Origin of the sequence: Paenibacillus sp. NPDC058367 (assembly GCF_042723305.1) — a bacterium.
GTDB lineage: Bacteria > Bacillota > Bacilli > Paenibacillales > Paenibacillaceae > Paenibacillus_AQ.
The window spans coordinates 243,975-266,686 of sequence record NZ_JBHXIZ010000005.1; the positions used below are offsets into that span (position 1 = coordinate 243,975).

The 22,712-nt window shown below is 44.7% G+C and carries 20 protein-coding genes and 1 riboswitch; of the genes, 8 read left to right on the forward strand and 12 right to left on the reverse strand.

Annotated elements, in window-relative coordinates; translation table 11 throughout:
• Nucleotides 1-24: 24 nt before the first annotated feature.
• A complete protein-coding gene (locus ACFWMP_RS24380; protein WP_076299893.1) occupies nucleotides 25-1,119 on the reverse strand; it encodes a GGDEF domain-containing protein in 1,095 nt (364 codons plus the stop codon).
• A gap of 244 nt (nucleotides 1,120-1,363) precedes the next feature.
• On the opposite strand from ACFWMP_RS24380, the gene ACFWMP_RS24385 reads away from it, so the two are divergent.
• Nucleotides 1,364-2,881 carry a methyl-accepting chemotaxis protein gene (locus ACFWMP_RS24385; protein WP_379424898.1) on the forward strand — a complete coding sequence of 506 codons (1,518 nt, stop codon included), beginning with the start codon at nucleotides 1,364-1,366 and terminating at the stop codon, nucleotides 2,879-2,881.
• A gap of 51 nt (nucleotides 2,882-2,932) precedes the next feature.
• On the opposite strand, the gene ACFWMP_RS24390 is transcribed toward ACFWMP_RS24385, so the two are convergent.
• Nucleotides 2,933-3,448, reverse strand: a complete 516-nt coding sequence (locus ACFWMP_RS24390) for a nucleotidyltransferase family protein (RefSeq protein WP_042193171.1) — start codon at nucleotides 3,446-3,448, stop codon at nucleotides 2,933-2,935.
• Nucleotides 3,449-3,710: 262 nt separating this feature from the next.
• Between ACFWMP_RS24390 and ACFWMP_RS24395 the strand changes: the two genes are divergently transcribed.
• The 3 genes from ACFWMP_RS24395 (at nucleotide 3,711) to ACFWMP_RS24405 (ending at nucleotide 7,417) form a co-directional block, all read left to right on the forward strand.
• A complete protein-coding gene (locus ACFWMP_RS24395) occupies nucleotides 3,711-5,315 on the forward strand; it encodes a sensor histidine kinase (RefSeq protein ID WP_269321837.1) in 1,605 nt (534 codons plus the stop codon).
• Entirely contained in the window at nucleotides 5,312-6,040 is a 729-nt protein-coding gene (locus tag ACFWMP_RS24400; RefSeq protein WP_042184277.1) for a LytR/AlgR family response regulator transcription factor, read from the forward strand. The genes ACFWMP_RS24395 and ACFWMP_RS24400 overlap by 4 nt, the downstream gene beginning before the upstream one ends.
• Nucleotides 6,041-6,178: 138 nt before the next feature.
• Nucleotides 6,179-7,417 carry an L-lactate MFS transporter gene (locus ACFWMP_RS24405; RefSeq protein ID WP_483874828.1) on the forward strand — a complete coding sequence of 413 codons (1,239 nt, stop codon included), beginning with the start codon at nucleotides 6,179-6,181 and terminating at the stop codon, nucleotides 7,415-7,417.
• Between the two features lie 97 nt (nucleotides 7,418-7,514).
• Here the strand turns inward: ACFWMP_RS24405 and ACFWMP_RS24410 are convergent, their stop codons facing one another.
• Nucleotides 7,515-8,054, reverse strand: a complete 540-nt coding sequence (locus ACFWMP_RS24410) for a TetR/AcrR family transcriptional regulator (protein ID WP_379424900.1) — start codon at nucleotides 8,052-8,054, stop codon at nucleotides 7,515-7,517.
• A 122-nt stretch (nucleotides 8,055-8,176) separates the two neighbouring features.
• Here ACFWMP_RS24410 and ACFWMP_RS24415 point away from each other — a divergent pair, with 122 nt between their 5' ends.
• The 3 genes from ACFWMP_RS24415 (at nucleotide 8,177) to ACFWMP_RS24425 (ending at nucleotide 10,531) form a co-directional block, all read left to right on the forward strand.
• On the forward strand, nucleotides 8,177-8,833 hold the full coding sequence (locus tag ACFWMP_RS24415) for a transmembrane-type terpene cyclase (protein ID WP_379424901.1): 657 nt from the start codon (nucleotides 8,177-8,179) through the stop codon (nucleotides 8,831-8,833).
• A 160-nt stretch (nucleotides 8,834-8,993) separates the two neighbouring features.
• Nucleotides 8,994-9,602, forward strand: a complete 609-nt coding sequence (locus ACFWMP_RS24420; RefSeq protein ID WP_379424902.1) for an RNA polymerase sigma factor — start codon at nucleotides 8,994-8,996, stop codon at nucleotides 9,600-9,602.
• Nucleotides 9,563-10,531 carry a hypothetical protein gene (locus ACFWMP_RS24425; protein ID WP_379424903.1) on the forward strand — a complete coding sequence of 323 codons (969 nt, stop codon included), beginning with the start codon at nucleotides 9,563-9,565 and terminating at the stop codon, nucleotides 10,529-10,531. Before ACFWMP_RS24420 ends, ACFWMP_RS24425 begins: the two co-directional genes overlap by 40 nt.
• A gap of 403 nt (nucleotides 10,532-10,934) precedes the next feature.
• On the opposite strand, the gene odhB is transcribed toward ACFWMP_RS24425, so the two are convergent.
• Nucleotides 10,935-12,209: a 2-oxoglutarate dehydrogenase complex dihydrolipoyllysine-residue succinyltransferase gene (gene odhB / locus ACFWMP_RS24430; RefSeq protein ID WP_042184283.1), complete on the reverse strand. Its 1,275-nt coding sequence runs from the start codon at nucleotides 12,207-12,209 to the stop codon at nucleotides 10,935-10,937.
• 52 nt (nucleotides 12,210-12,261) lie between these two features.
• On the reverse strand, nucleotides 12,262-15,129 hold the full coding sequence (locus tag ACFWMP_RS24435; protein WP_042184285.1) for a 2-oxoglutarate dehydrogenase E1 component: 2,868 nt from the start codon (nucleotides 15,127-15,129) through the stop codon (nucleotides 12,262-12,264).
• A 471-nt stretch (nucleotides 15,130-15,600) separates the two neighbouring features.
• A riboswitch (cyclic di-GMP riboswitch) is annotated at nucleotides 15,601-15,685 on the forward strand.
• 27 nt (nucleotides 15,686-15,712) lie between these two features.
• On the opposite strand from ACFWMP_RS24435, the gene ACFWMP_RS24440 reads away from it, so the two are divergent.
• A complete protein-coding gene (locus tag ACFWMP_RS24440) occupies nucleotides 15,713-15,868 on the forward strand; it encodes an anti-repressor SinI family protein (RefSeq protein WP_231573373.1) in 156 nt (51 codons plus the stop codon).
• A gap of 202 nt (nucleotides 15,869-16,070) precedes the next feature.
• On the opposite strand, the gene ACFWMP_RS24445 is transcribed toward ACFWMP_RS24440, so the two are convergent.
• The 7 genes from ACFWMP_RS24445 to ACFWMP_RS24475 all read right to left on the reverse strand — a co-directional run bounded on the left by ACFWMP_RS24445 (nucleotide 16,071) and on the right by ACFWMP_RS24475 (nucleotide 22,608).
• Nucleotides 16,071-16,400 carry a helix-turn-helix domain-containing protein gene (locus ACFWMP_RS24445; protein ID WP_042131791.1) on the reverse strand — a complete coding sequence of 110 codons (330 nt, stop codon included), beginning with the start codon at nucleotides 16,398-16,400 and terminating at the stop codon, nucleotides 16,071-16,073.
• Between the two features lie 169 nt (nucleotides 16,401-16,569).
• Complete coding sequence (locus ACFWMP_RS24450; RefSeq protein WP_042184288.1) at nucleotides 16,570-17,175, reverse strand: TasA family protein; 606 nt, start codon at nucleotides 17,173-17,175, stop codon at nucleotides 16,570-16,572.
• 92 nt (nucleotides 17,176-17,267) lie between these two features.
• Nucleotides 17,268-17,855: a signal peptidase I SipW gene (sipW, locus tag ACFWMP_RS24455; protein ID WP_149646254.1), complete on the reverse strand. Its 588-nt coding sequence runs from the start codon at nucleotides 17,853-17,855 to the stop codon at nucleotides 17,268-17,270.
• A gap of 1 nt (nucleotide 17,856) precedes the next feature.
• Nucleotides 17,857-19,041 carry a PspC-like choline-binding domain-containing protein gene (locus ACFWMP_RS24460; protein WP_379424904.1) on the reverse strand — a complete coding sequence of 395 codons (1,185 nt, stop codon included), beginning with the start codon at nucleotides 19,039-19,041 and terminating at the stop codon, nucleotides 17,857-17,859.
• 379 nt (nucleotides 19,042-19,420) lie between these two features.
• A complete protein-coding gene (locus ACFWMP_RS24465) occupies nucleotides 19,421-20,398 on the reverse strand; it encodes an aldo/keto reductase (protein WP_379424905.1) in 978 nt (325 codons plus the stop codon).
• A gap of 120 nt (nucleotides 20,399-20,518) precedes the next feature.
• On the reverse strand, nucleotides 20,519-21,082 hold the full coding sequence (locus ACFWMP_RS24470) for a PadR family transcriptional regulator (protein WP_042184294.1): 564 nt from the start codon (nucleotides 21,080-21,082) through the stop codon (nucleotides 20,519-20,521).
• Nucleotides 21,083-21,087: 5 nt separating this feature from the next.
• Nucleotides 21,088-22,608 carry an MDR family MFS transporter gene (locus ACFWMP_RS24475; RefSeq protein WP_042184296.1) on the reverse strand — a complete coding sequence of 507 codons (1,521 nt, stop codon included), beginning with the start codon at nucleotides 22,606-22,608 and terminating at the stop codon, nucleotides 21,088-21,090.
• Between the last annotated feature and the right edge of the window lie 104 nt (nucleotides 22,609-22,712).

A 22,712-nucleotide genomic window follows, 5' to 3' on the forward strand; every position in this document is an offset into this window, starting at 1 on the left:
GGTGTTTTTGCTTGTGTTCGGTCTTTAGCTGATTACGATTTTGTTCTTCCCGGTGTTCTTAGCCTCGTAAAGTGCATCGTCTGCTTTTTGAAATGTAGAGTTTTTGGAATCTGTTCCTATAAAATCGTGCATACCGATACTAACGGTTACGTTTTTATCGTTCATTTCCGCAAAGGGGGTATCGGAGATGGACGTTAGAATATGCTTCATAATCTCATGAGAATGATCAAGGGTTTTAGAAGTCAGAATGACGACAAATTCTTCCCCGCCAAAGCGAGCCGCGAAATCATCAGGACCGACATGCTCGAGGAGGATCGCTGCAACCTTTTGTAATACGATATCTCCAACGGAATGCCCATAGGAATCATTTACTTTTTTGAAGTTGTCGATGTCCATAACGGCTAGCTGCATGGGAAATGGATTACTCTGCTGATGATCGATCAGCCATCCTAAGTATTCATGAAACGTCTTATGATTATAAAGGTCCGTCAGAGGATCGATCTTGGATAGCCGATCCATGATTATATTCTGAATGCGTAATTCCTGTTCTGACTTTACGGAGTTCTCCAGTGATCTCATCAAATCACGCCCACGACCGATGACTGCAAAGCCTGCTAAAGCAGTAGCGGCAAAAATAAGAACAATAATGATAGTTTGGGTGATGGGGACGTATCCGTGATTAGATGCCTTGATGAATAAAATGATCGTGTACAGTAGACAAACAGCAGAAGAGGCTATCATATAACTAGACTTCATATAGATCATGGATACAAGCAGCGGCAGCAGCATAATTAATGACATTACATACAGTTCATCATTGAGATTGATGATAATCAGAAGCGCAAATAAATGGCTCGCTACTGTAATAGCTAGCTCGGACCATAAGGGTTTCCATCTATAGATAAATTCCAGAATAATGATCAAAGTCAATATGATGGAATCAGGAATCAGCGACTGAGTAATAAACTCTCCCATGGTTAGGGTATCCGAATGTTGGCCCCATAGGCATTGAGAAACAAACATATGAATACTTAAATCCACAATCAGGATGATCCAGAATGCATTAAGCAGCACGCGATTCCAATGGGTCTGACGAGGAGTTTGAGATGTAGTATGCATAATGTGTTCCTCTTTTCCAGTGGCAATTTGCTTATATATTCGACAATAATTACGGATTCCCTCTCGACCAATTATCTCCAAATATATTCGTATATTACGGTAACGTTGGTGTAGGTCCTCCAGGGATATGGATTTGCGTGTGAAAAGACTGATCGAAAAGGAATAGTATAGAAAGTATTTCCTTTAATTAACTCTGCTGATATAATGTTAGAATACATAACATCAATCGAGTGGAGTGGGAATAATGATGCAGATTCGCCCTAGCCAGATTTTTGTAGTCGTCCTGTTGCTCCTTGTCAGTGTTTACAGTTTGTTGATAGACATGTTCTGGATTCATAAGCTGGTAATCATCCTGCTTATGGCTTCTCTAGGCTGGGTCTCACTGAATTTGTCCCGCTACGGTTACCGCAAAGAAGCGCTGCTGAAGGAGTCGCAGAATAAAGTTGAGCTGCTTGGCAATGAGATTGTAGTTACTTCGGACCGACTGCATGGTGCACTCGAAGAAATCAGTCGTCATACAGAAGAGCTGCAGCAGACAGCAGATTATTCACATGAATACGAGATGGATTTGCGGATTCGCAGTAACGAAGCTAAAGCTAATATTGAAGGTGCTTATCAGACAATGGGCGGAGTAGCATCCGTTACCGCACATATCGAAGAGTTGACGGAGAGACTGGGGTCAAATATGAAATATGCTCGTCAAGGAATGACAACTATGGTTGATTCCTTGAGCATCGCAGATGCTGTGATGAAGGATTTACAGATGCAGAGCGGGGACATGTTAGCTAAGTTTACTATCTTGAGTAATCATATTGCGATGGTAGAAGAGATCAATACGCTTATTAACGGAATTGTGAATGAGACCTCACTGCTAGCGCTTAATGCTTCCATAGAAGCGGCCCGGGCGGGGGAACAGGGCCGTGGATTTGCGGTGGTGGCCAGCCGGATTCGGCAGCTGGCTGATCAAAGCAAGAGCTCGGTAGACCGTTCCTCTGGCATCTTGCTCGACATTAATAACGGAGTACAGCAGGTGCTGGAATCCGTGACGAAAGAGCAAGCTTCAGTAGAACGTGGGGTGAACGAGGTCGGCACTGTGAAGCTTCGACTCGATGATATCGCGACGAGAGTCGATGAGGTAGGCAGCGCCGTAACAGAAACCATCGATGCTGCCGCGAAGCAGAGCAAGCTGATTGTTGAAGTGACGACGGAGCTGAGTGGGGCAGTGGCTATCGTGAATGAGACGATTGCCAATGTCGATCTTACGCTGGAACAGGTGACACGGCAGCGGAGCCAGATCGGGCAGCTGAACGAAGTCAGCGCTAATCTGTTAGCGGAGTCGCAATCGTTGCAGCAATCGGTTACCAGCATAGCAGCCCGAGAAGAAATCGAGATGAGCCAATATGCAGCCCGGCTTCAAGAAATGCAGAGTCTCTTGGAGACAATTTCAGCTAAGGAAGAACTGTACGACCCGGATACTGAAGTTCATCAAGGTGTTTTGACCTCTTACATTAAAAAAATTCCGGATGTAGAAGCCATTTGGTCCAATCGGACGGATGGGACCTTTATCTATTCCGAGCCAGCGGCTGGCCTCTTGAATGCCAAGCGACGTGATTGGTGGAATGGGGCCATAAATGAAGGTCAATATGTCTCGAATCCTTATGTATCAGCGATTACGAAGCGTTCTTGTGTTACATTATCCAGAGCGATTAAGAATCGTCAGGGAGATGTCGTTGGTGTAGTAGGTATCGATTTGGCGGTGTAAAAAAACCAGAAAAGCAAGCCCTGCTATATTGGGGGCTTGCTTTTTGTTATTTTAGGTAGTGCTGATCTGCAACTGTTTCCACGTCGCCTGCCAGTTCTTTTTAATAACGCGTTGTTCATAAATAGGGAGTAAGCTTGGGTTTTCAGTAAAATGTGGGGTAGGTCGTAATACTACATGAATAACATCGGAAATTCCGTGTGGAGCGACTAGGATGATTTTACCTGTTGGATCTAAGGAGAGTCCAAGTGCTGTGGCGGTTTCCGGAAACTTGGATATCGCATCAACAGCTGATGTATAAGGTGGAAGTTGATTGACGGTATGCATTCTTGCTTCATTTTTAACAGACCAGGGAACATTGGGGTTTAAATCTCTTAGCTTCGCCTCCCAATCCTTCTCCACTTCCTCTTGAAGATTGCTGTCGTCATAATAAATAACATCAACATCTGGCAAAGGTGTCCGTTCTTCGAAGCCATGAAGGGTGTCCCAAATTTTTGCACGCACAAAGCCAGCGCAAACCCACCAGTCAGGTAACTGCAGCGATCTAGCATTTTCTAATATATCCATCATCCAGGGATCATTTTGTACAAGCTGTATGATATCTGCCTCGTGTTCTAATTTTTGCAAACCGCCCACCTCCGTATATGTATGCTTTTATTCTGTTCATATCATACAACAAGAGTTTCAATAGAGGTATTAAAGGATAGGCTGAATGGACAGAGGCATGAACTATCTTTATAATAAGTCGACATCTAGTCCTTTGGAGGCGGAGACCGTGCAATATACGTTTACGATTTTACTGCAATTATTCGAAAGAGCTGCACTACTGCTGATGTGTCTGTTCGTGCTGACTCGTCTGCCGCGGTTTAAAGAGATTTTTCAAAAAGGAACATACGCCCCGCAGGAGCTTGCCATAGCGACGACGATATTCAGTTTATTTGCCATCTTCGGTACCTATAGTGGCATTAATGTGGAAGGCTCGCTTGTGAATGTGCGAATTATCGCCATCGTGTCTGGTGGGATTTTGTTCGGGCCATGGGTAGGACTCATAACAGGCATCATCTCAGGGGTTCACCGTTTTTTAATTGACATCGGAGGGGTAACCTCTCTTCCTTGTCTGATTACGAGTATTACCGCAGGGATTGTGTCAGGGGTAATATACCGCCGCACTTCTGGTGAACGTCGCTGGATGGCCGGTATTTTGGCTGGGATGGCCTGTGAAGCCCTGACGATGCTGCTCATTCTAGTGATGGCCGAACCGTCGTCACTGGGTGTGGATATCGTGTCCAAAATTGCTTTTCCGATGATTATGAGCCAGATTAGTGTGGGTCTGATTGTCATGCTAGTGCAGAGTGTGGAAGGTGAAAAGGAACGGATTGCGGCGAAGCAGTCCAAGCTGGCACTGGATATTGCCAATAAGACCTTGCCTTATTTTCGCAATATTAATCCCGAGTCGCTTCGTACCATCTGCCAAATTATCAAAGAAGATATCGGTGCAGATGCTGTAGCTATTTCGGATACAAGACTCATTCTCGCTTACGTTGGTGTTGGAGAAGAGGATTATACTACGACCAATGAAATTATAAGTGAAGAAACTAAAGTGACGTTGTCCAGTGGTGAAATTACGATCCGTAACGACGATAGTGATTATGTGAATCCGGAGATTAAATCGCTGATTATTATTCCATTGAAGGAAAAAGGTGAAGTGACGGGAGCGCTCAAAATCTATTACACCAGAGCCCACAAGATCACTTATTCTCTACAAGCTATGGCTGTAGGTTTGTCGCAAATGATCTCTACACTAATGGAAGTATCGCGGGTTGAGGGCATTAAAGAAATGGCGAACAAAGCGGAGCTAAAGGCGCTGCAGACAAGCATTAACCCACACTTTCTGTTCAATGCGCTGAACGCGATTGCGTCCTCGATTCGGATTAACCCGGATAAGGCGCGCGAGCTGATCGTGAATCTGTCCGGTTATATGAGATACAATCTGGAGCTGACGGATGAATTCATTGATATTAAGCGCGAGCTACAACAGGTTCAACAATACGTAGAGATTGAAAAAGCGCGCTTCGGAAGCCGGCTTAATGTCCTCTATGATATTGATGAGGTTCAGGTTCGGATTCCGAGTCTAATCATTCAGCCGCTTGTAGAGAATGCGATCATACATGGCATACTGAAGGTACGAGGGACGGGAACCGTAACGATTTCTGTAAAAGATCAAGGCGATAATGTGCGAGTTGGCATTCGGGATACCGGAGCTGGCATCAGCGAAGAAACCATAGAGAAGGTCTATGCTGGCGATATGCCGGAGAATAAGATCGGACTGTTTAATGTACATCAACGGGTCAAGCTCATCTATGGAACTGGTCTTACGATTCAGAGGCTCGATAAAGGGACGAACATTTATTTTGATGTCAAAAAGGAGGGCCTATGAGAGCAATTATCGTGGAGGATGAAGAGCTAGCGAGACAGGAACTGGCTTATTTAATAGAGACTCACAGTGGAATCGACATTGCTGCACAATTTGAAGATGGGCTGGATGCACTAAAATTTTTACAGGTTGAGACGGTAGATGTGATTTTCCTGGACATTAACATTCCCTCGATTGACGGAGTCCTGCTGGCTCAGAATATTAGCAGATTCTCGGTAAAACCTTATATAGTGTTTATTACTGCGTATAAGGAGCATGCCGCTGAGGCGTTTGAGATTGAAGCGTTTGACTATATTCTTAAACCTTACAGCGAGGTTCGCATTAAGGCTATGCTGCACAAGCTAGAGGGGGCGTTCGCTGCTCGCGGAAGACAGGGGGAAGAGGAACGTAATCCAGTAAGTGATAAGGTGAATCTGTGGAAAAATGAGAAGATTATCGTAGTGAATGCTGATGATATTTATTACGCCTCCGCACAAGAGAAAAGTACGAGCGTAATAACTAAAGGTGAGGAATATAGTATGGCGCTCAGCATCAGCGATTTTTATAATCGACTGCCGGAGGATCGTTTTTTCCGCTGCCATCGTTCCTATATCGTTAACCTGTCCAAAATCAAGGAAATCATCCCTTGGTTCAACAATACATACTTGCTGCGCCTGCATGATTTGGAGTTTGAGGTGCCGGTAAGTCGAAGCAAGGTAAAGGAATTCAGGCAGATCATGCGCCTATAAATGCAGTTCATTCTTCATTTTCGTCATCTCATGCCAGATTTCTCTCAACATCCGCTGGTTTAGCTACAATAAAGAGGCAATAGAAGCTCTTGTAGCAGATCACGAGAGGGAAAGAAGGAATAGACCATGACTTCGACGATGGACAACAAAAACGCCAAACGGTGGCTTATCGTATTAGGAACAGTAATTATGCAAATGGGTCTAGGTACCATTTATACATGGAGCTTGTTCAATGCACATCTGGTAACAAAATTCGGCTGGGAGCTTAATTCTGTTTCGATTACGTTTTCGATCACGAGCTTTGCACTCGCTTTTGCGACTTTGTTCGCAGGGAAATTGCAGGATCGTTTTGGTCTTCGCCGGTTAACTGCCGCCGCAGGGATTGTGCTTGGTCTAGGATTGATTCTTAGCTCTCAGGCGAATTCGCTTCTAATGTTCTATGTATTGGCTGGTGTAATCGTTGGTTTTGCAGACGGAACAGCTTATATCACTTCATTATCTAACTTAATTAAATGGTTTCCGAATAATAAAGGCTTAATCTCCGGTGTGTCCGTGGGTGCTTACGGAACGGGGAGCTTGATTTTTAAATATATCAATGGTAGTTTGATCGACTCGGTGGGTGTGTCTAATACGTTTATGTATTGGGGCATGATTGTTATGGTGATGATTGTAATCGGTTCCTTACTCGTCAGAGAAGCTCCAGTACAAGCGGCATCACTGGATGCAGCAGCAACATCGACTATCGCTAAACCAAAAGACTACACGGTAAAAGAAATGCTACGCACGAAAGAAGCTTATCTGTTGTTCATTATTTTCTTTACCGCTTGTATGTGTGGTTTGTATTTGATCGGTATTGTAAAAGACATCGGTGTGCAGCTGGCTGGACTTGATGTACAGACGGCAGCTAATGCCGTAGCGATGATCGCAATTTTTAATACAGCAGGACGTTTGATCTTGGGTGCCTTGTCTGACAAAATGAGCCGTTTGAAGCTGGTAGGCGCTTCGCTTGCAGTAACGGCAGCCGCTATGTTGACCCTTAGCTATGCGACGCTTAATTTCGGACTGTTCTTCACTTGTGTAGCTGCCATTGCATTCTGCTTCGGGGGTAACATTACAGTGTTCCCGGCGATTGTCAGTGACTTCTTTGGTCTTAAGAATCATAGTAAGAACTATGGAATCGTATATCAAGGTTTCGGTATTGGAGCCCTTTCAGGTTCGTTCATCGCCGTCTTCCTGGGCGGGTTTAAACCTACTTTCGTGATCTTTGGTCTCCTGTGTCTGCTGGCCTGTATCATCGCAATTTCGCTAAAACCGCCGGTGGAGAAAGCGAAAGAGAAGAAAGCGCTTCGGCTCAAAGCTACAGAACGGACGGCTTAACCTTATCAAGTGCACCTCTTAGAATAGACATTGGAACAGCCTCCGGGTAAATCTAATGTCATTCTAAGGGGTGCATTTTTTGAGCTGACTATTAAGATTATCTGAAGTATCTTCCTGTAATAATTTGCTCCACTAGCATTGAAATTTCTGTAGGACTGTCAGAGGCGTTATTTTTGATATAGCGAGCAATCACTTCAACTAGTGCACCTGATATAAAGGCCATAGCATATTCTTGATCTTCGCGCTGTGGTGCATTTATGATGTTTCCAAATTGAATCAGATACTGCTCAAATTTATGGATCATAATATAGTTCAGATTATTTCTTACAAGTAAACTAATAAAATTCTTTTTACTAATAAGATAGGAAATAGCTGAATTACATACCTCGCTGACAGTGGTTTCTTTTGTTTCTTCGAATGGTTGTACATAGTCAGCAAACAGCTTGTCAAAATATAATTCAATAACCTGTTCCTTCGATTTAAACAATGAATAAAAGGTTTGTCTTGAAACAAGTGCCTTATCGCATAGTTCTTTAATATTTATTTTGGAAAATTCTTTATTCTCCATGAGTAAGAGGAGCGCGTCCGTAATCATTTTTTGGGACTGTAAGGCAATCGGATTGTTTCTTGTATACATTGACAGATTCTCCTTTATGTCTAACTTATTCGAATAACATTGACAGGTGTAAAGGCTATCTCTATTATAAATTAACGTTGACACCTGTCAATGCTAATTAGATAAAGGAGGAAGCAATTCTGATGGAATTATTCTTAACGTTATTAAGTGGGATAGGATGGATTATCGTATACGAAGAATGTATACGACTTGGCTTTAAGCATAAATCATACGCTATGCCACTTTTTGCCTTGGGGCTTAACTTTGCATGGGAAGCCATTTATGGATACTCGGATCTATTTTTAGAGGCACATGGCCCTAATCCCGGGATTCAAGCATACGTTAATGCATCATGGGCTTTTCTAGATATTATTATTCTCGTTACCTTTTACAAGTATGGAAAGAAAGAATGGCCACAAGCACTAAGCAAAAAGTTATTTGCACCATGGCTGCTATTGGTTTTAGTGTGCTGCTTTGCGTTACAGTTGGTGTTCATAGAAGAATTTGGATTCGTAATGGGAGCTCAGTATTCCGCATTTTTACAAAATCTTTTGATGTCCATTATGTTTATCGGGATGTTCGTTAAACGAGGTAGTATGGAAGGACAGTCATTACTGCTAGCATACGCAAAATGGATTGGTACTCTTGCTCCTACAATTTTAATGGGAGTTATAAACTATAATCCCTTGGTTCTTGTATGTGGTATTTTCTGTACCATATTCGATGTTATATATATTGTATTACTTACACGTACCAGGAAAAATATAGGGGGTTATCACCCTATGCGAGCATCGCGATGAAAAAGTTGTAGCTGAAATCGTAGCATTTCATAGATATACTGAAAAGGCATCTGATCATTATCAGATGCCTTTTCTTTTTTTGTATCGCAACGTTAAAAAAACTTCGAGCAGGCACTTTTTTCGCTGCCCAAGTGTTATAGAAGATATAAAGGTTAAGGAGGTGCTTACATCGCCACAGGATTCGCTAGACCCAAAGGAGCTGGAAGAGTTAATCATTAGTATTCAAAAGGGGAATATCGAACGGTATGCTTTTATCGTTAGAGCTTTCCAAACGCCAATCTACCGCTATTGCTATCGTTTGTTAGAAAACAAGCAGGATGCGGAGGACGCAGTTCAGGATATTTTGGTAAAAGGCTATCAATCTATCCATCAATACAAGCCGCAGATGCATTTCTCGGCATGGCTCTATCGAATCGCGTATCATCATTGCTTAAACCTGCTACGCAGACGGCGTTTGCAAAAGCGAGTCATGAGTATCTTCAAGCCTGATTTTATGTCTGCAAGTCCTGAACAAGAGCTGGATGATCGGTTGTTTAATCCCTCATTGTCAGCCGCTTTAGCACAGTTGTCGCTGGAAGAGAGGAATATGCTTATTCTGCGGGTGTTCGAGGAAAAAACTTATGCGGAGATAAGCGAAATTCTTGGGGTCAGTCCCAATGCACTGACGAAGAGAATGAACCGGATCAAGCGGAAGGTGCAGGAAGATATGAAATTGGAGGAGGAGATCAGATGGAACGAACCACAATCAGCGATGAATACCAAAATATAATTTATGCCTCAGCCGGGAATGAACTTCTGGGTGAGATCGATGTAGAAGAGAAGGTTATGGGACATATCCGCGGCATATCAGATCGAAAGCGATCGTTCTCGCTCTCGCTGAAGACGATGAATAAAACAACGGCAGTTGCCAGTATGTTAGCTTTGTTCCTGATGATCTCAGTGACAGCGTATGCTGCATCGGAATATATACAGATCCGCAATAGTGAAGGCGTAGTAAAGGTTCAGCATGTTGCGCCGAATGAATCTGCAGGAGTAGCTTCCTATGATAAGTATGCACAGAAAGTAGATGCTTTCGCTAAACCGGGAGAATTGATCGCCTATCTTGTGAACAATAATGCAGGCGCAGCAGGCTTGGCAACAGAATTGTCTTTTAAGTATAAAGAGCAGCGGATAGGCGAATATTCTGATTTCTTGAAGGAAATCAAGCGGACAGGGGCGCCGACACTCCCTGCATTGGCATCAGGGTATGCTTTTGAATATGGGGTTATAAACCCTAATCATCCGACTACGGATGCGGAGAAGAACAGTTCTCTATATCAGGAGACGTTACAAGATCTTACTGCCCAAGCAAACAAAGAGAAGGGGAGCGGTAAGTTATTCATGATGGCTATACCGTGGTCGGAGCCCGGTTGGATAAGCGCTACTTATTCCAAGGATAACGCTTATATAGGTATCTCTGCATCGATCATGCATGGTGGCAAAATGTTTGTGGAGCAAGAACCGGAGAATCAAGCGGATAAGATTATAGTGGCTGGCACAGAAGTGATCTATAACAAAGTAGTGAAGGAAGAGGTCAGCTACGATTATCTGAATTGGTATAACGAGAAGCAGGATGCGTATTATACACTCAGCAGCTACGGAGATAAGATTTTGAGTAAGGAGCAATTTTTACAGTTGGCTGGGGAGCTGTTGAAGTAGATTCTTATAGTCTTGTAGTTGCATGCGCTAAGTTAGTTGTACTATATACAATTAAAGTTAACTAATACCTTTATATAAGCCCTGTAGTTGTATTTAATACAGCTATTACTGGTTAGATTAGTGGAAATAAACGTTTTTACGGATTTTAGTTGTAGAGAATGCAATTAAGGAAGAGGATATGGGAGATCAGAAATAAATAAGTGTATAAAATACAGTTAGATCATATGCAAGGTAGGAAGCATCCCCGACAACGCCGGACTTTCTAACCTAGGGATTCATGATTCACCTTGTACTTATGAAATACTTCATCTCAAAAGTTGATTCAGATATAAAAGAAGGTATCCCTAATGCGAAGCTTTAGGGATACCTTCTTTATATTCTTAAGTCGAAAGATCGATCAGGGTTAGCCTTCCAGCAGCAGGGCTTCTGGATCTTCCAGCAATTCCTTCACTTTGACGAGGAAGCTAACCGCTTCAGAGCCGTCAACGATCCGGTGATCGTAGGAAAGGGCGATATACATCATTGGACGGTTAACGGTTCTTTCTTCGTCCAGCGCAATTGGACGCAATTGAATCTTATGCATCCCTAGAATACCTACTTGAGGGGTATTCAGAATCGGGGTAGATAATAGGGAACCGAATACACCGCCGTTGGTGATAGTGAACGTACCGCCTTGAAGCTCGGAGAGACTAAGTGTATTAGCGCGTGCCTTGGAAGCGAGTTCGCCAATCTGACGTTCGATTTCCGGGAAGCTGAGGCGATCTGCGTCACGGACAACCGGAACCACCAGACCTTCCTTAGCTGCAACGGCAATACCGATATCGTAGAATTTCTTAACGATCAGATCTTCACCGTCAATCTCTGCGTTCAGCAGAGGGTAGGTCTTCAGCGCACCGATCACGGCTTTGGTGAAGAAGGACATGAAGCCTAGTCCTACTTCATGCTTCTCTTTAAAAGCATCCTTGCGGCGCTTGCGGATGTCGAGGATCGCTGTCATGTCCACCTCGTTGAAGGTGGTCAGCATGGCCGCGGTCTGCTGCGCTTCTACCAAGCGGCTGGCAATCGTGAGCCGTCTGCGCGACATGCGCTTGCGCTCCACGTTCTTGCCATCCTCCGGCGCGGCTTTGCTCGCTGCCGGCTTCGCTGGCTCCGGCTTGGCTTGTGCCGCCGGAGCTACCGGTGCAGCGGCCTGTGGCGCTGCTGCACCATGACCCGACACATCGGCCTGACCAATCCGGCCGATAGGATCACGGGCGCTAACATCGCCGAGGTCGATGCCGCGCTCCCGTGCCAGCTTGCGTGCGCCCGGCGATGCCAGTGCAGCGGGGCTTTCGCCACCCGCTACAGCGACTTCGGGCGCTGCTACAGGTGCGGCTGCTGCGCTGCCGCTTGCCGGTGCCGCTTCAGGCGCTTTGCTCTCAGCGGCCTGCGGCGTACTACCGCTAGCGGCTCCAATGATGCCGATGGCTTCGCCAACGGCTACGTTCTCGCCCGCTTGACGTAGGATGGAGGAGATGACACCCTCCACCTCCGCACTAATTTCTAAATTGACTTTATCCGTCTCTAACTCAGCAAGCACATCACCTTGACCTACCGTGTCGCCTTCTTTAACCAGCCATTTGTAGATGGTTCCTTCGGATATAGATTCTCCCAGATCGGGTACTAAGATTTCTGACACAGGCCGTTACCTCCCCAAACATAATGGTTTACGCTATTGTGATACCGTCCTCTTAAGAGGACGGTACAGCTGTTTGTACTTGTGAATTTGCTTTTAGGGCCTCTGAAACAATTCTACGCTGTTCAAAGCTATGAACATCTGCATAACCACTCGCAGGGCTGGAACGTTCAGGACGTCCGATATATCTCACGCTAGTGTTTTGCGGTGCGATGGCCCGTAACCGTGGTTCGGTATAACTCCACCCGCCCATATTCTTCGGCTCTTCTTGCACCCAGACAATTTCCTGAAGGGATGTGAAGGAGCTTAAGTGAGCACTCAGTTCATGTTCTGGGAACGGATAGAGTTGCTCAAGGCGCAGTACATGTAGCCATGACCAATCTTTGTCTGAAGCAGCTTCTAGCTCTGTTTGGATGTCGATAGCTACTTTACCGCTGCAGACTACTAGACGTTTGACCTCACCTGGCTTCTGGCCTAGCAGGGGCTCTGCTAACACAGGCTGGAATTGTCCGGAGGCGAGCTCAGTTCCGGCAGATGTGCTGCGCGGATTACGAATGAGACTCTTCGGTGTCATAATCACCAGTGGTTTAGCGTCTTCCTGTCCACATAAAGCAGCTTGGCGTCGCAAGACATGGAAATATTGAGAAGCAGTGGTCAAGTTAGCAACGGTCCAGTTCTCTTCCGCGGATAACTGTAGGAAGCGTTCCAATCTACCACTGGAATGCTCGGGTCCCTGTCCCTCGTAGCCATGCGGTAACATGACGACGAGATTGCTGCGCTGCGTCCATTTCGCACGTCCAGCGGCAATGAACTGATCAAATATAACCTGACCTGCATTGGCGAAGTCGCCATATTGTGCTTCCCAGATGACGAAGGTTTCTGGTGCGAACACATTATAACCATACTCAAAGCCTAACACAGAAGCTTCAGATAGCGGACTGTTATATACGCCAAAGGAAGCGCGAGAATTACTTAGCTGATGAAGCGGAGAGAATAATTCTCCTGTCTTGCTGTCGTGCAGCACCAGATGGCGGTGTGCGAAGGTGCCGCGCTGTGCATCCTGACCGCTAAGTCGAATTGGCGTTCCATCCTTCAGGATGGTTGCGAAGGCGAGGGACTCAGCGAGTGCCCAGTCGACCTTTTCACCCTCATTCAGCGCGTCCTTGCGACGCTGCAGAATTCGCTCCAGTTTCGGATAGACTTGGAATCCATCAGGTACGCTCAGTAGCTCACGATTAATCTCTTGCAGACTGGAGATCGGTACGGCTGTAGTGCCTGCCGCTGAGCGATCTGTATGAAGAGGAATGAAGGCCTTTGGTTCTTTTTTCTTATGATTGCCTTCCTTCATACTATCGTACGCACGTTGCAATACGCCTTCTGTTTCAACGTGCATCTTTTGTACATCTTCAGCTGTAAGAATTTTTTCACGCTGTAGCCGCTCCGCATACACCTTGTAAACGGTTGGATGATTGCGTACCTTACCATACACGATAGGTTGTGTAGTTTCAGGATCATCCATTTCGTTATGTCCATGACGACGATAGCCGATGAGATCAATAACGAAATCCTTTTTGAATTGATTGCGATATGCACTAGCTAAACGAACGGCTGATATACAGGCCTCAGGATCATCAGCATTGACATGGATAATTGGAATTTCATATCCTTTGGCGATGTCACTCGCATAATGCGTTGAACGGGAGTCTTCGCTTTCTGTCGTAAAGCCGATCCGGTTATTAACAATGATATGGATCGTCCCGCCATTCTGATAACCTTGAAGTTTGCCAATATTAAGTGTTTCTGCAACAATCCCTTCACCTGGAAAAGCAGCATCGCCATGCATCAGTACCGCCATAGCTTTACTGGTATCAATCTTCGGCAATCCGGCTGTGCTCCGATCTTCTTGAGCAGCACGAGTGAAGCCTTCCACGACAGGATTGACGAATTCCAAGTGACTTGGGTTATTCGCTAGTGTTATTCTTGTGCGTACGGTTTCTCCTTCACGGACAGCGCGATCTGCACCCAGATGGTATTTCACATCACCCGTCCAGCCATAGTTAATGCCTGTAGAGCCTTCGGAAGGGAAAAGCTCCTTGTTCGGAGAATGATGAAACTCTGAAAATATAATGTCATAAGGTTTGCCCAAAATATGTGCAAGAACGTTGAGGCGACCACGATGCGCCATGCCCATCAGAATATGCTCTGCGCCGTCATGCGCAGCAGCGCGTACGATTTCATCCAGCATCGGTACGAGTGCGTCATTGCCTTCCAAGCTGAAACGCTTCTGACCCACAAAGGTTTTGTGAAGGAAGGTTTCAAATTGCTCTACTTGGATCAGGCGGTTTAGCAGCTCTTTACGTTCTGCATTATTTAAAGGCGCTGGTGAGCTTGTGGATTCTGCCTGTCTGTTCAACCATTTCAGTTCTTGTTCTTCATGCACATGCCCGAATTCATAGGCGATTGTCTTGGTGTAAGCCTGACGCATACGCTGAACTGCATCCCATCCGGTATGCACATCATTCGGCGCATTCTCCCAAATGAGCGTGGCAGGTAGTGCGAGCAGATCCTCACGAGTCAGCTCATAGGTTTCGAGTTCAAGATATTTAGCCATGGGATTGTGATCGCGCTCAAGCGGATCAATATCAGCGGCCATATGGCCATATATACGAATATTAGCGATTAGCTTGGAAGCTCTTACTGCCTTTCTAAGCCATTCGGTGTCTCCCGAAATGCGAGGCTGTGGAGCCGGTTCGCTATCCGGTGTTAGGGGTGGGGGACCCGAATTTGTAAAAAGCTCGCGATAATTATTCTCTACGGTGGAAGGATCTTTCACAAACTGTTCATATCTTTCTTGAATGTAGCCTAAATTGGGTCCGTAATACTTACTCCAAATGGATTCGTTATAGGGCTCTTTGGCTGCCATGAATACATCCTCCTTAACGGATGAACTCCATACGTGACATTTTGTGTCAACGCTTACTGGAGCTGTGATGATTGCGGTTTCATTTCTCATCTTATTGTGCTACTTTCCACACGTGTAATCAATTCATTCTTTCGTCCAATACGTTCGCAAAATGGTATGGGTTAGCTTGTTCTAATGAAAAGAACGCTGTTTCTTCTCATTACCCATTCCTAAGGCCCACTAAAATGATTCTAATATCCTTATTTTTAACTAATAGGGAAGGAAGTATCATTATATTGGCTTAATTAATTTTATGAATGGGACGAGTATCGTGTTAATAGGACAAGATATCGCACAAAAGCGCTTCTATTTTTTGTTTTTTAATGGAAAAACTAATCAGAAATCGACACACTTTTCCACTTTAGTATAGTATAATGTTATTGCAGTTAGCGATTTTCATATATTTCAAAGTAGATCCTTTCGTGTAAAGGGTCCAGTAAAAGGTAAACCTGCCGAAAGACAGGGGCACAAAGTCGCGGGTCTAAGGTAGAAATACTATGACAGCCGGATTGCCTGGGGACGTAAAATCTTAGGAGGAGATTTTTTGGACAAGTCCAACCAGGGAAGCAACAGAGAACAGCAGGTCATTGATCTAGACGTTGAGTGGGTACATTTATTATTAGCAGCTAAGAAGGCTGGCATAAAGGCAGATGAAATTCGTCGATTCTTTCATGAGAAGACTGTGCAAGCCGTGCAGTAATACATTTAGTGCGTTATATTTTGAAAAAGGGCCCAGCGATAACTCGCTGGGCCCTTTTTCAAAATATAAGAAAGTATACAAGATAAATAGTCCTTATATTTTACTAGAATATAAAACGCCTTCGCGGTCCATGTTAGGAGGGCGAGGGCGCTTATGTTTAATAGTATGAGTAGAAGAGGATCTTATCAGGTCAGGTGGAATATTAATCCTTCTGATCAAGGCGCCATTTCTGGTAGTCCAGAAACTCCTTGAATTCGCGTTTGCTTATGCCTGAGGCCATAGCTTCCTGCACCAATCGGAACCATTCCGAATCTAAAGGTGACTCCTCAGCATCATTAGGTTCTCCATAGAGCAAAGCGTGGATGGATACCTGAAGCGCATCGGCGATCTTTTCGATAAACTGGATTGAAGGATTGGATTGGATGTTTCTCTCCACATTGCTAAGATACGACTTAGCAACATCCGCTCTGTCCGCAAGCTCAGATAGGGACAATCCCTTTTCTAGGCGGAGATGCTGGATACGTTGGCCCATATTTTGTGACACTATGCTGACGCCCCTCCGTAATTTTTGTTATTAGTATAGCAAATATCATTAAATTCGACAAAGTTTATTGTAAAGAGAAGAGCAGCATCTACTTATCCGCTTTCCGGAATCAGGATCTGCTGCTCTTCGAGTATTATATTAAATTATTCTATTAATCTTAGTAATCTTTTTTAGCACCTTGTTTAGCTACGAAATCCCATGTCAGGGTTATGCTATCGCCTTGGAAAATATTTTGATCTTGGTTATTTTCCACAAATTCAAATTGGACGGAGAAGCTGTCATTGGTGCCGGCTTTAATACCAGATGCTTCGGTGAAGAGTTGATCCCAACCAGTATTTTTTACGAGATCCGGATGTTGAGATTTTAAATCAGCAAGCGTAGTTTGATAGACTACATCTTCAGGAGAAACGACGGTTCCTTTATCGTTATTTCTAAGGAATTTGACCTTAATGAATTGGGCTAAATCCAGGTAGTTGTCACCTTTAGCATCCGTAATTTGAGTGGAAGTGTTCAGAATAATAGATCCGATATCGAGCGAACCATCGTTTTTCAATTTGAAGGATTTGGTTACAGTATCACCTGGTTTTAGGTTTGGAATATTTACGATAACTGAAGGGTCGGAGTTCAAATCGAGTGTACCTGCAGCAAATGTAGCAGTGCTTTGTGCAGTGTCACTAAAGTAAGCGAAGGTTCCTCCACCAATCAATGATAAACCCAGTGCTGCTGATGCTACGCCAAGACCCAATGTTTTTTTGATACCCATAATTAAAATTCCTCCTCGGTTTTTGTGGTTTTTTTTATAAAAGTTATATATTGTAACTTCCGGTTCGTAAGCGGAAGCGGACAATCAACGAATTACTGTATTTCAGTTGGGGGTGGAGAGGCGGGCAGTATAGCAGCATTTTTCTTTTCGAGTGCAGCTACAGCCTTCCATGACGAATACAGAGCATAGAGCAGGAGCATCAAGCCTGGTACGATCATGAGCATGACACTTCCAGCTTTGGAAACTGCGAAATTCATAGCGTAACCTACGTAAGGTACGGTGACCCCGGTATACTCAGCTACAACATTCGTGGAACTGGTAGGGTTCATATCAGGCGCATCATTGTTATCGCCTTTCGTGCGATACATGGCTTCACCAGTAGCGTTGTTCATTGTTGCTTCTACAACACGGTGAGTAATGAGCAGGTTTTCTTCATTTCTAAAGGTGATCACATCGCCTTTTTTGAAGCGATTCATATCTCCTCCGGGTTTTAAAGCGACAATCGATCCGGTTTGAATCCCTGGTTCCATCGAACCTGAGAGTACCGATTTGATCTGGTATCCGAAGAAGGCAGGTTCACCGCCGGAGGCCTTTGATAAAACTACGGCTACCACCAGCAGAATGAATATCACAAGCATGATGCTCGATAATGTATTGTTGATCATTTTTTTAATCCGCATATTATTCGCCACCCTTAACTTGTTGAGGGTCCGAAGGGGCTGGTGTTGCTACCGGTGGGGAAGTGGTTGTATCTTCCGCTTTTGGCGCCTCCTGAGGAACCGCTTGCTGTGGTACATCTTTTGGAATCGTTAGCTCTTCACCAATTTCCGGAACGACCGGGTTAGTGGCTGGGGCTTCAGGCTGTTCTTTATTTATGTTCTCTGGAGCAGCTTCACCTGTCGGTGGAGTCACTTCCGATTTTGCTTTCTCCTCAGCTTCAGCTTTCGCTTTGTCCTCGGCTTCTTGCTTTTCTTTTTTCTCAAGTGCCAAACGTTCTTCTTCTTTCTTCGTTTGTTCCAGCGCCTCTAGTCGGGCTTTCTCAAGTGCTTCCAATTGTTGTTCACGGGTTTGACTGATCAATTGGAGCTGACTCTGAAGATTGCTGATTCCTGAAGTAGCCGATTCTTTAAGACCATTCATTTCAGTATTGAGATTTTCATAAGTGGAGGTAAGTTCGCTAGAGATATTGCCGGCCGGCTGACTAAAAGGAATCAGGAAAGGTAACGGCTGCTGAAACGCCTCGTTGCGTAACTCGGGTTGTCCATATACATCACTGGTCACTACCGAAGCAAATGGAAGCCCGATGTCGTGTATGGAGTTTAGATATTGGATGACTCCCTTTAAGGAAGCATTCAGGGATTCAGAGATTACACCGCTTTGATTCAGGCTGCTTTGCAGCTCTCTGAAGAATTGTTCATCCTTGATTTCTAGACAGTTTGAATCTAGAGAGGTCATATATCCTCCAATCTGGAATAGGACGGCTGCTGCTGCGTTCAGCTCTCCATTGATTTCGTTCCAAATTTGGCTGTTGGTGGCCAGTTGCTCATTCACGCCATCGATTTGAGATTGAAGCGCGGAGATTTGTGTGGAAATCTCTTGCGCTGCGACATCAAGCTCATCCAGCGTCATGCCTTCTATTCCCGAAACGTCTGAGAGACTGCCTGAAGGGGTATAGCTTTGCAGCGATCCTTTTAAAGCAGTAGCTCTTTCGATATGATCTTTGAGTTCTGTTAGAAGCCCCTTGATCGAGTTTGGAAATACTTCGCAAAAGCTAATTGTGCTAGTGGTTTGCGTAGTAGCTCCAAAACCACCATAGGTACTACCCACTTGCTGCGAGGTAGTCAGAAACAAGACGGAGACAGCCATTCCTGATTGCAGAACACGTAATCCGATTTGTTTCTTTCGTTTAGGTCTTCTTTTTGCTGATCTGGGTCTCAGAGGAATACCTCCCCTCAATGTCTTGAGTTACTTTGGTTCGTTATTGTTGTTCTTTATTGAGAACAACTTCTGTAATGAATAATACATGGAATAAATTGAAAAGAAAACTGTCAATAAGTCTCGTTTGTGCTCTATAAAGAACAAAAATGTTAATTTATCTCTATTTATCTCGGTTTATCGCTTGATATCTATTTTTATTCGCAATAAAGAACGATACATAGGAGGGGAATGTATTAAAAATAGCCTAATCATGCGAGAGGCACGATTAGGCTATTAAGAATTCTTGCGAGTTTAATTGTGGGCTCAGTTAGGGAAGGCGAGTACCACGTGAACTAACATATAGGTCATACCATTCTTTTCGAGTAAGCTCCAGCTTGTCCGCATCGGCGCAGGCAACGATGCGCTGCGGATTCACAGTCCCAATCACAGGCTGAATAGCTGCCGGATGTGTCATTAGCCAGGATAGCACTATGGCTTCGGGTGTTGTTCCTTTTTCATCTGCAAGTTGTTTAACCATGGCAGCTGTCTGGACGATATTCTCTGGTTGATCCTCTAATGAACGTCCACTAAATAAGCCTTGTGCGAGTGGGCCCCAAGCTTGAAGCTGAATGTTCTCCATTCGACAATGTTCAAGGGTTCCTTCGGGAAAGGTAATATCCTTCCAAGGTTCACGGTTTACACTGATTCCAGCATCGACCCAGCTGAGCTTGGCTAGGCTCATGTGTAGCTGGTTTACGATAAAAGGTTCATCGCAATAGGCTTGCAGCATTTTGATCTGCGCTGCGCTCATATTGGAGACGCCGAAATGACGAACTTTACCTGTTGCCTTTAATTGATGCAAAGCAGAAGCTACTTCCTCTGGATCCATTAGGGGGTCAGGCCGATGGAGCAGCAGAATATCAATATATTCCGTTCCTAGTCGCGACAATATTCCATCTACACTGCTTAGAATATGCTGGCTTGAGAAGTCAAAGACATTAGAGCTGTCTCCAGGCTCCATTAGCTTAATACCGCACTTCGATTGAATAATGATTTCTTTGCGGAGTCCTGGGCGTTCTTTAAAGATTTGACCGAATACCTTCTCGGCTTTACCACGGGTATAAATATCTGCGTGATCAAACATATTGATACCAATAGATAGTGCTGCGTCGACGGCTGCATGTCCTTGCTTAACATTCTCGGCGGTAATCGGTTCATGATCCCAGCCTCCACCAAATCCCATACAACCTAGAGCAATACGGCTGGCTGGTATACCGCGCTTGTTTAAAGGCAGCGTTCTCAACATTGTGATTCCTCCTAGGAAAATATGATTGCGTACACGTACATATTGTACACGCTTAGATTCTAGTGTGGTATTTATTGTCTCTGCAAAAGCGAAAAAAAAAGAGTAGAGGTCCTAAGGACTCTACTCTGTATTAAGTGGTGTTCCAATGTCATTCAACTTGCGTGCTACAACATCATCATAGAGACGTTGTAGCCATTTTAGTTCAATAAGGGTGTGTTCATAGGTGCCGTACATGAGATGAAGGGCGGAACGAGGAACAATAGGAATATGTTCTTCATATACCTGATAAGCCAGATTCACCTGATGTTCGGTTTCCCGAATACGTTCTTCGAGCAGCTTCTCCACCTTGTTTTGATCAACATGACGGGACATGGCTAGAGCCATATACATCGGATGATAGAAGGGCTCATTCTTTTTAATTTGCTGTAGAATTAACTGCTCGAATAAATTTTTACCTTGCTCAGTAATACCGTAAATGGTTTTGTCTGGGCGATCACTGCTGCTAATCACTTCTAAAGCTTCGATATAACCATCTTGTGCAAGTTTATCGACAGCATAGTAGAGAGACCCAAGCTGGAGCTTTGTAATCCGGTCCATGGAGCGCTCTTTCATGACTAGTGTAATTTCATAGGGGTGCATATTTCGTTCAAGCAATAGTCCGAGAATAGCCAATTTCATCGACATAATCGTTACCTTTTACCCTCGGACGCCTGAGCAGTTTTACTCGGAATGGTGAGGCGGTCTTTTGGCATAAGCAGCACAAAGACTAAACCAAGGACGGCAGGAATCATGGCCCACATAAAGGTATGTGCGATTGAAGAGGACAATGCACTAGATATTTTCTCTAAAATTTCAGGTGGAATCTTGGCTCTTGCTTCAGGTGTCAGGGCTGCCCGTGGATCGCCGAAGGCTGCTGACTGCTCACTTCCGCCAAAAGCTTCGCTAATGCTGCTAGTGAAGTTGTTACGCTGAATAATACCGAAGATCGTAATCCCCAACGTCATCCCAAGCGAGCGCATAAAGGTACTTGTTGAAGTTGCCGAACCGCGTTGGCGCATATCGAAATTATGGATAGCTGCCATGCTTAGCACGGAGAAGGAGAAGCCCACGCCGAATCCAGTTAAGGCCATGAATACATTAAGCATGAGACGGGAGGTATCTGGTGATAAAGTGCTTAGACTGTAGACACCTGCTACAAAACAGACTGCGGATAGGATCATAATGTTGCGGAAGCTGGTTTTAGTTGTAAGTAGTCCACCGGTCTGACTGCCCACGACCGTACCGATCATCATCGGCATGAGGATCAGTCCAGAGTTCGTAGCGGAGCCGCCAAATACGCCCTGTACAAAGATAGGAATGTAGATGGTGGCTACGATAAAGGCAGAGCCATAGAACAAGGCTGTCACACTACTTGTTGCAAACAACCGTTTACTGAACATCGCGAACGAGATAACAGGTTCAGCCGCCACTCTCTCAATGAGGATGAATGCCAGCAAGAGTACAGCGAAGCCGGCGAATAAGCCGAGAATGACACTGGAATCCCAAGCGTATTGATTGCCTCCCAGTTCTAGCGCAAACATTAGGCAGATAATGGCGCCGACGAGAGTGAAGGCTCCGCCCCAGTCGATGCGCTGTTTAGCGTGAGAGATCGATTCTTTGTAAGAAGTTGCAATCAGAAAAAGTGCAATAATTCCGAGCGGCAGGTTAATGTAGAATACCCATTGCCAGCCTACATAGTCGGTAATATATGCACCCAATAATGGTCCGAGTACACTGGAGATTCCGAAGACCGCACCGAAAAGGCCGGTCAGCTTTCCTCTTTTTTCAGGAGGGAAAATGTCGAAAACGATGGTGAAGGCGATAGGCATTAGTGCACCGCCGCCGATTCCTTGAATTGCCCGGTAAATACTTAGTTGTGTAATACTGGTTGCAGTACCGCACAGTGCTGAGCCAATCAGGAATACAATCAGCCCGAACATGAAGAAACGTTTACGTCCATACATATCCGAGAGCTTGCCGAAGATAGGGGTCCCAGCCATTACCATGACCATATAGGCCGAAGTGACCCATACGATTTTGTCCAGACCGCCAAGGTCGGAAACAATGGTTCCCATAGCTGAAGCTACAATGGTATTGTCCATCGCGGACATCAGAATACCGAGCAGCAGGCCGATAACTACGAGTTTAAGATTACTTTCTTTAGTATGCATGCTTCGCAGGCTCCTTTTTCTAATAGTGATAAATCCGTTCAATAAATGTTCATAGGTTAGAAGCAGAATTTATTATATTCAAATTTGAATAGGGTAGCAATAGT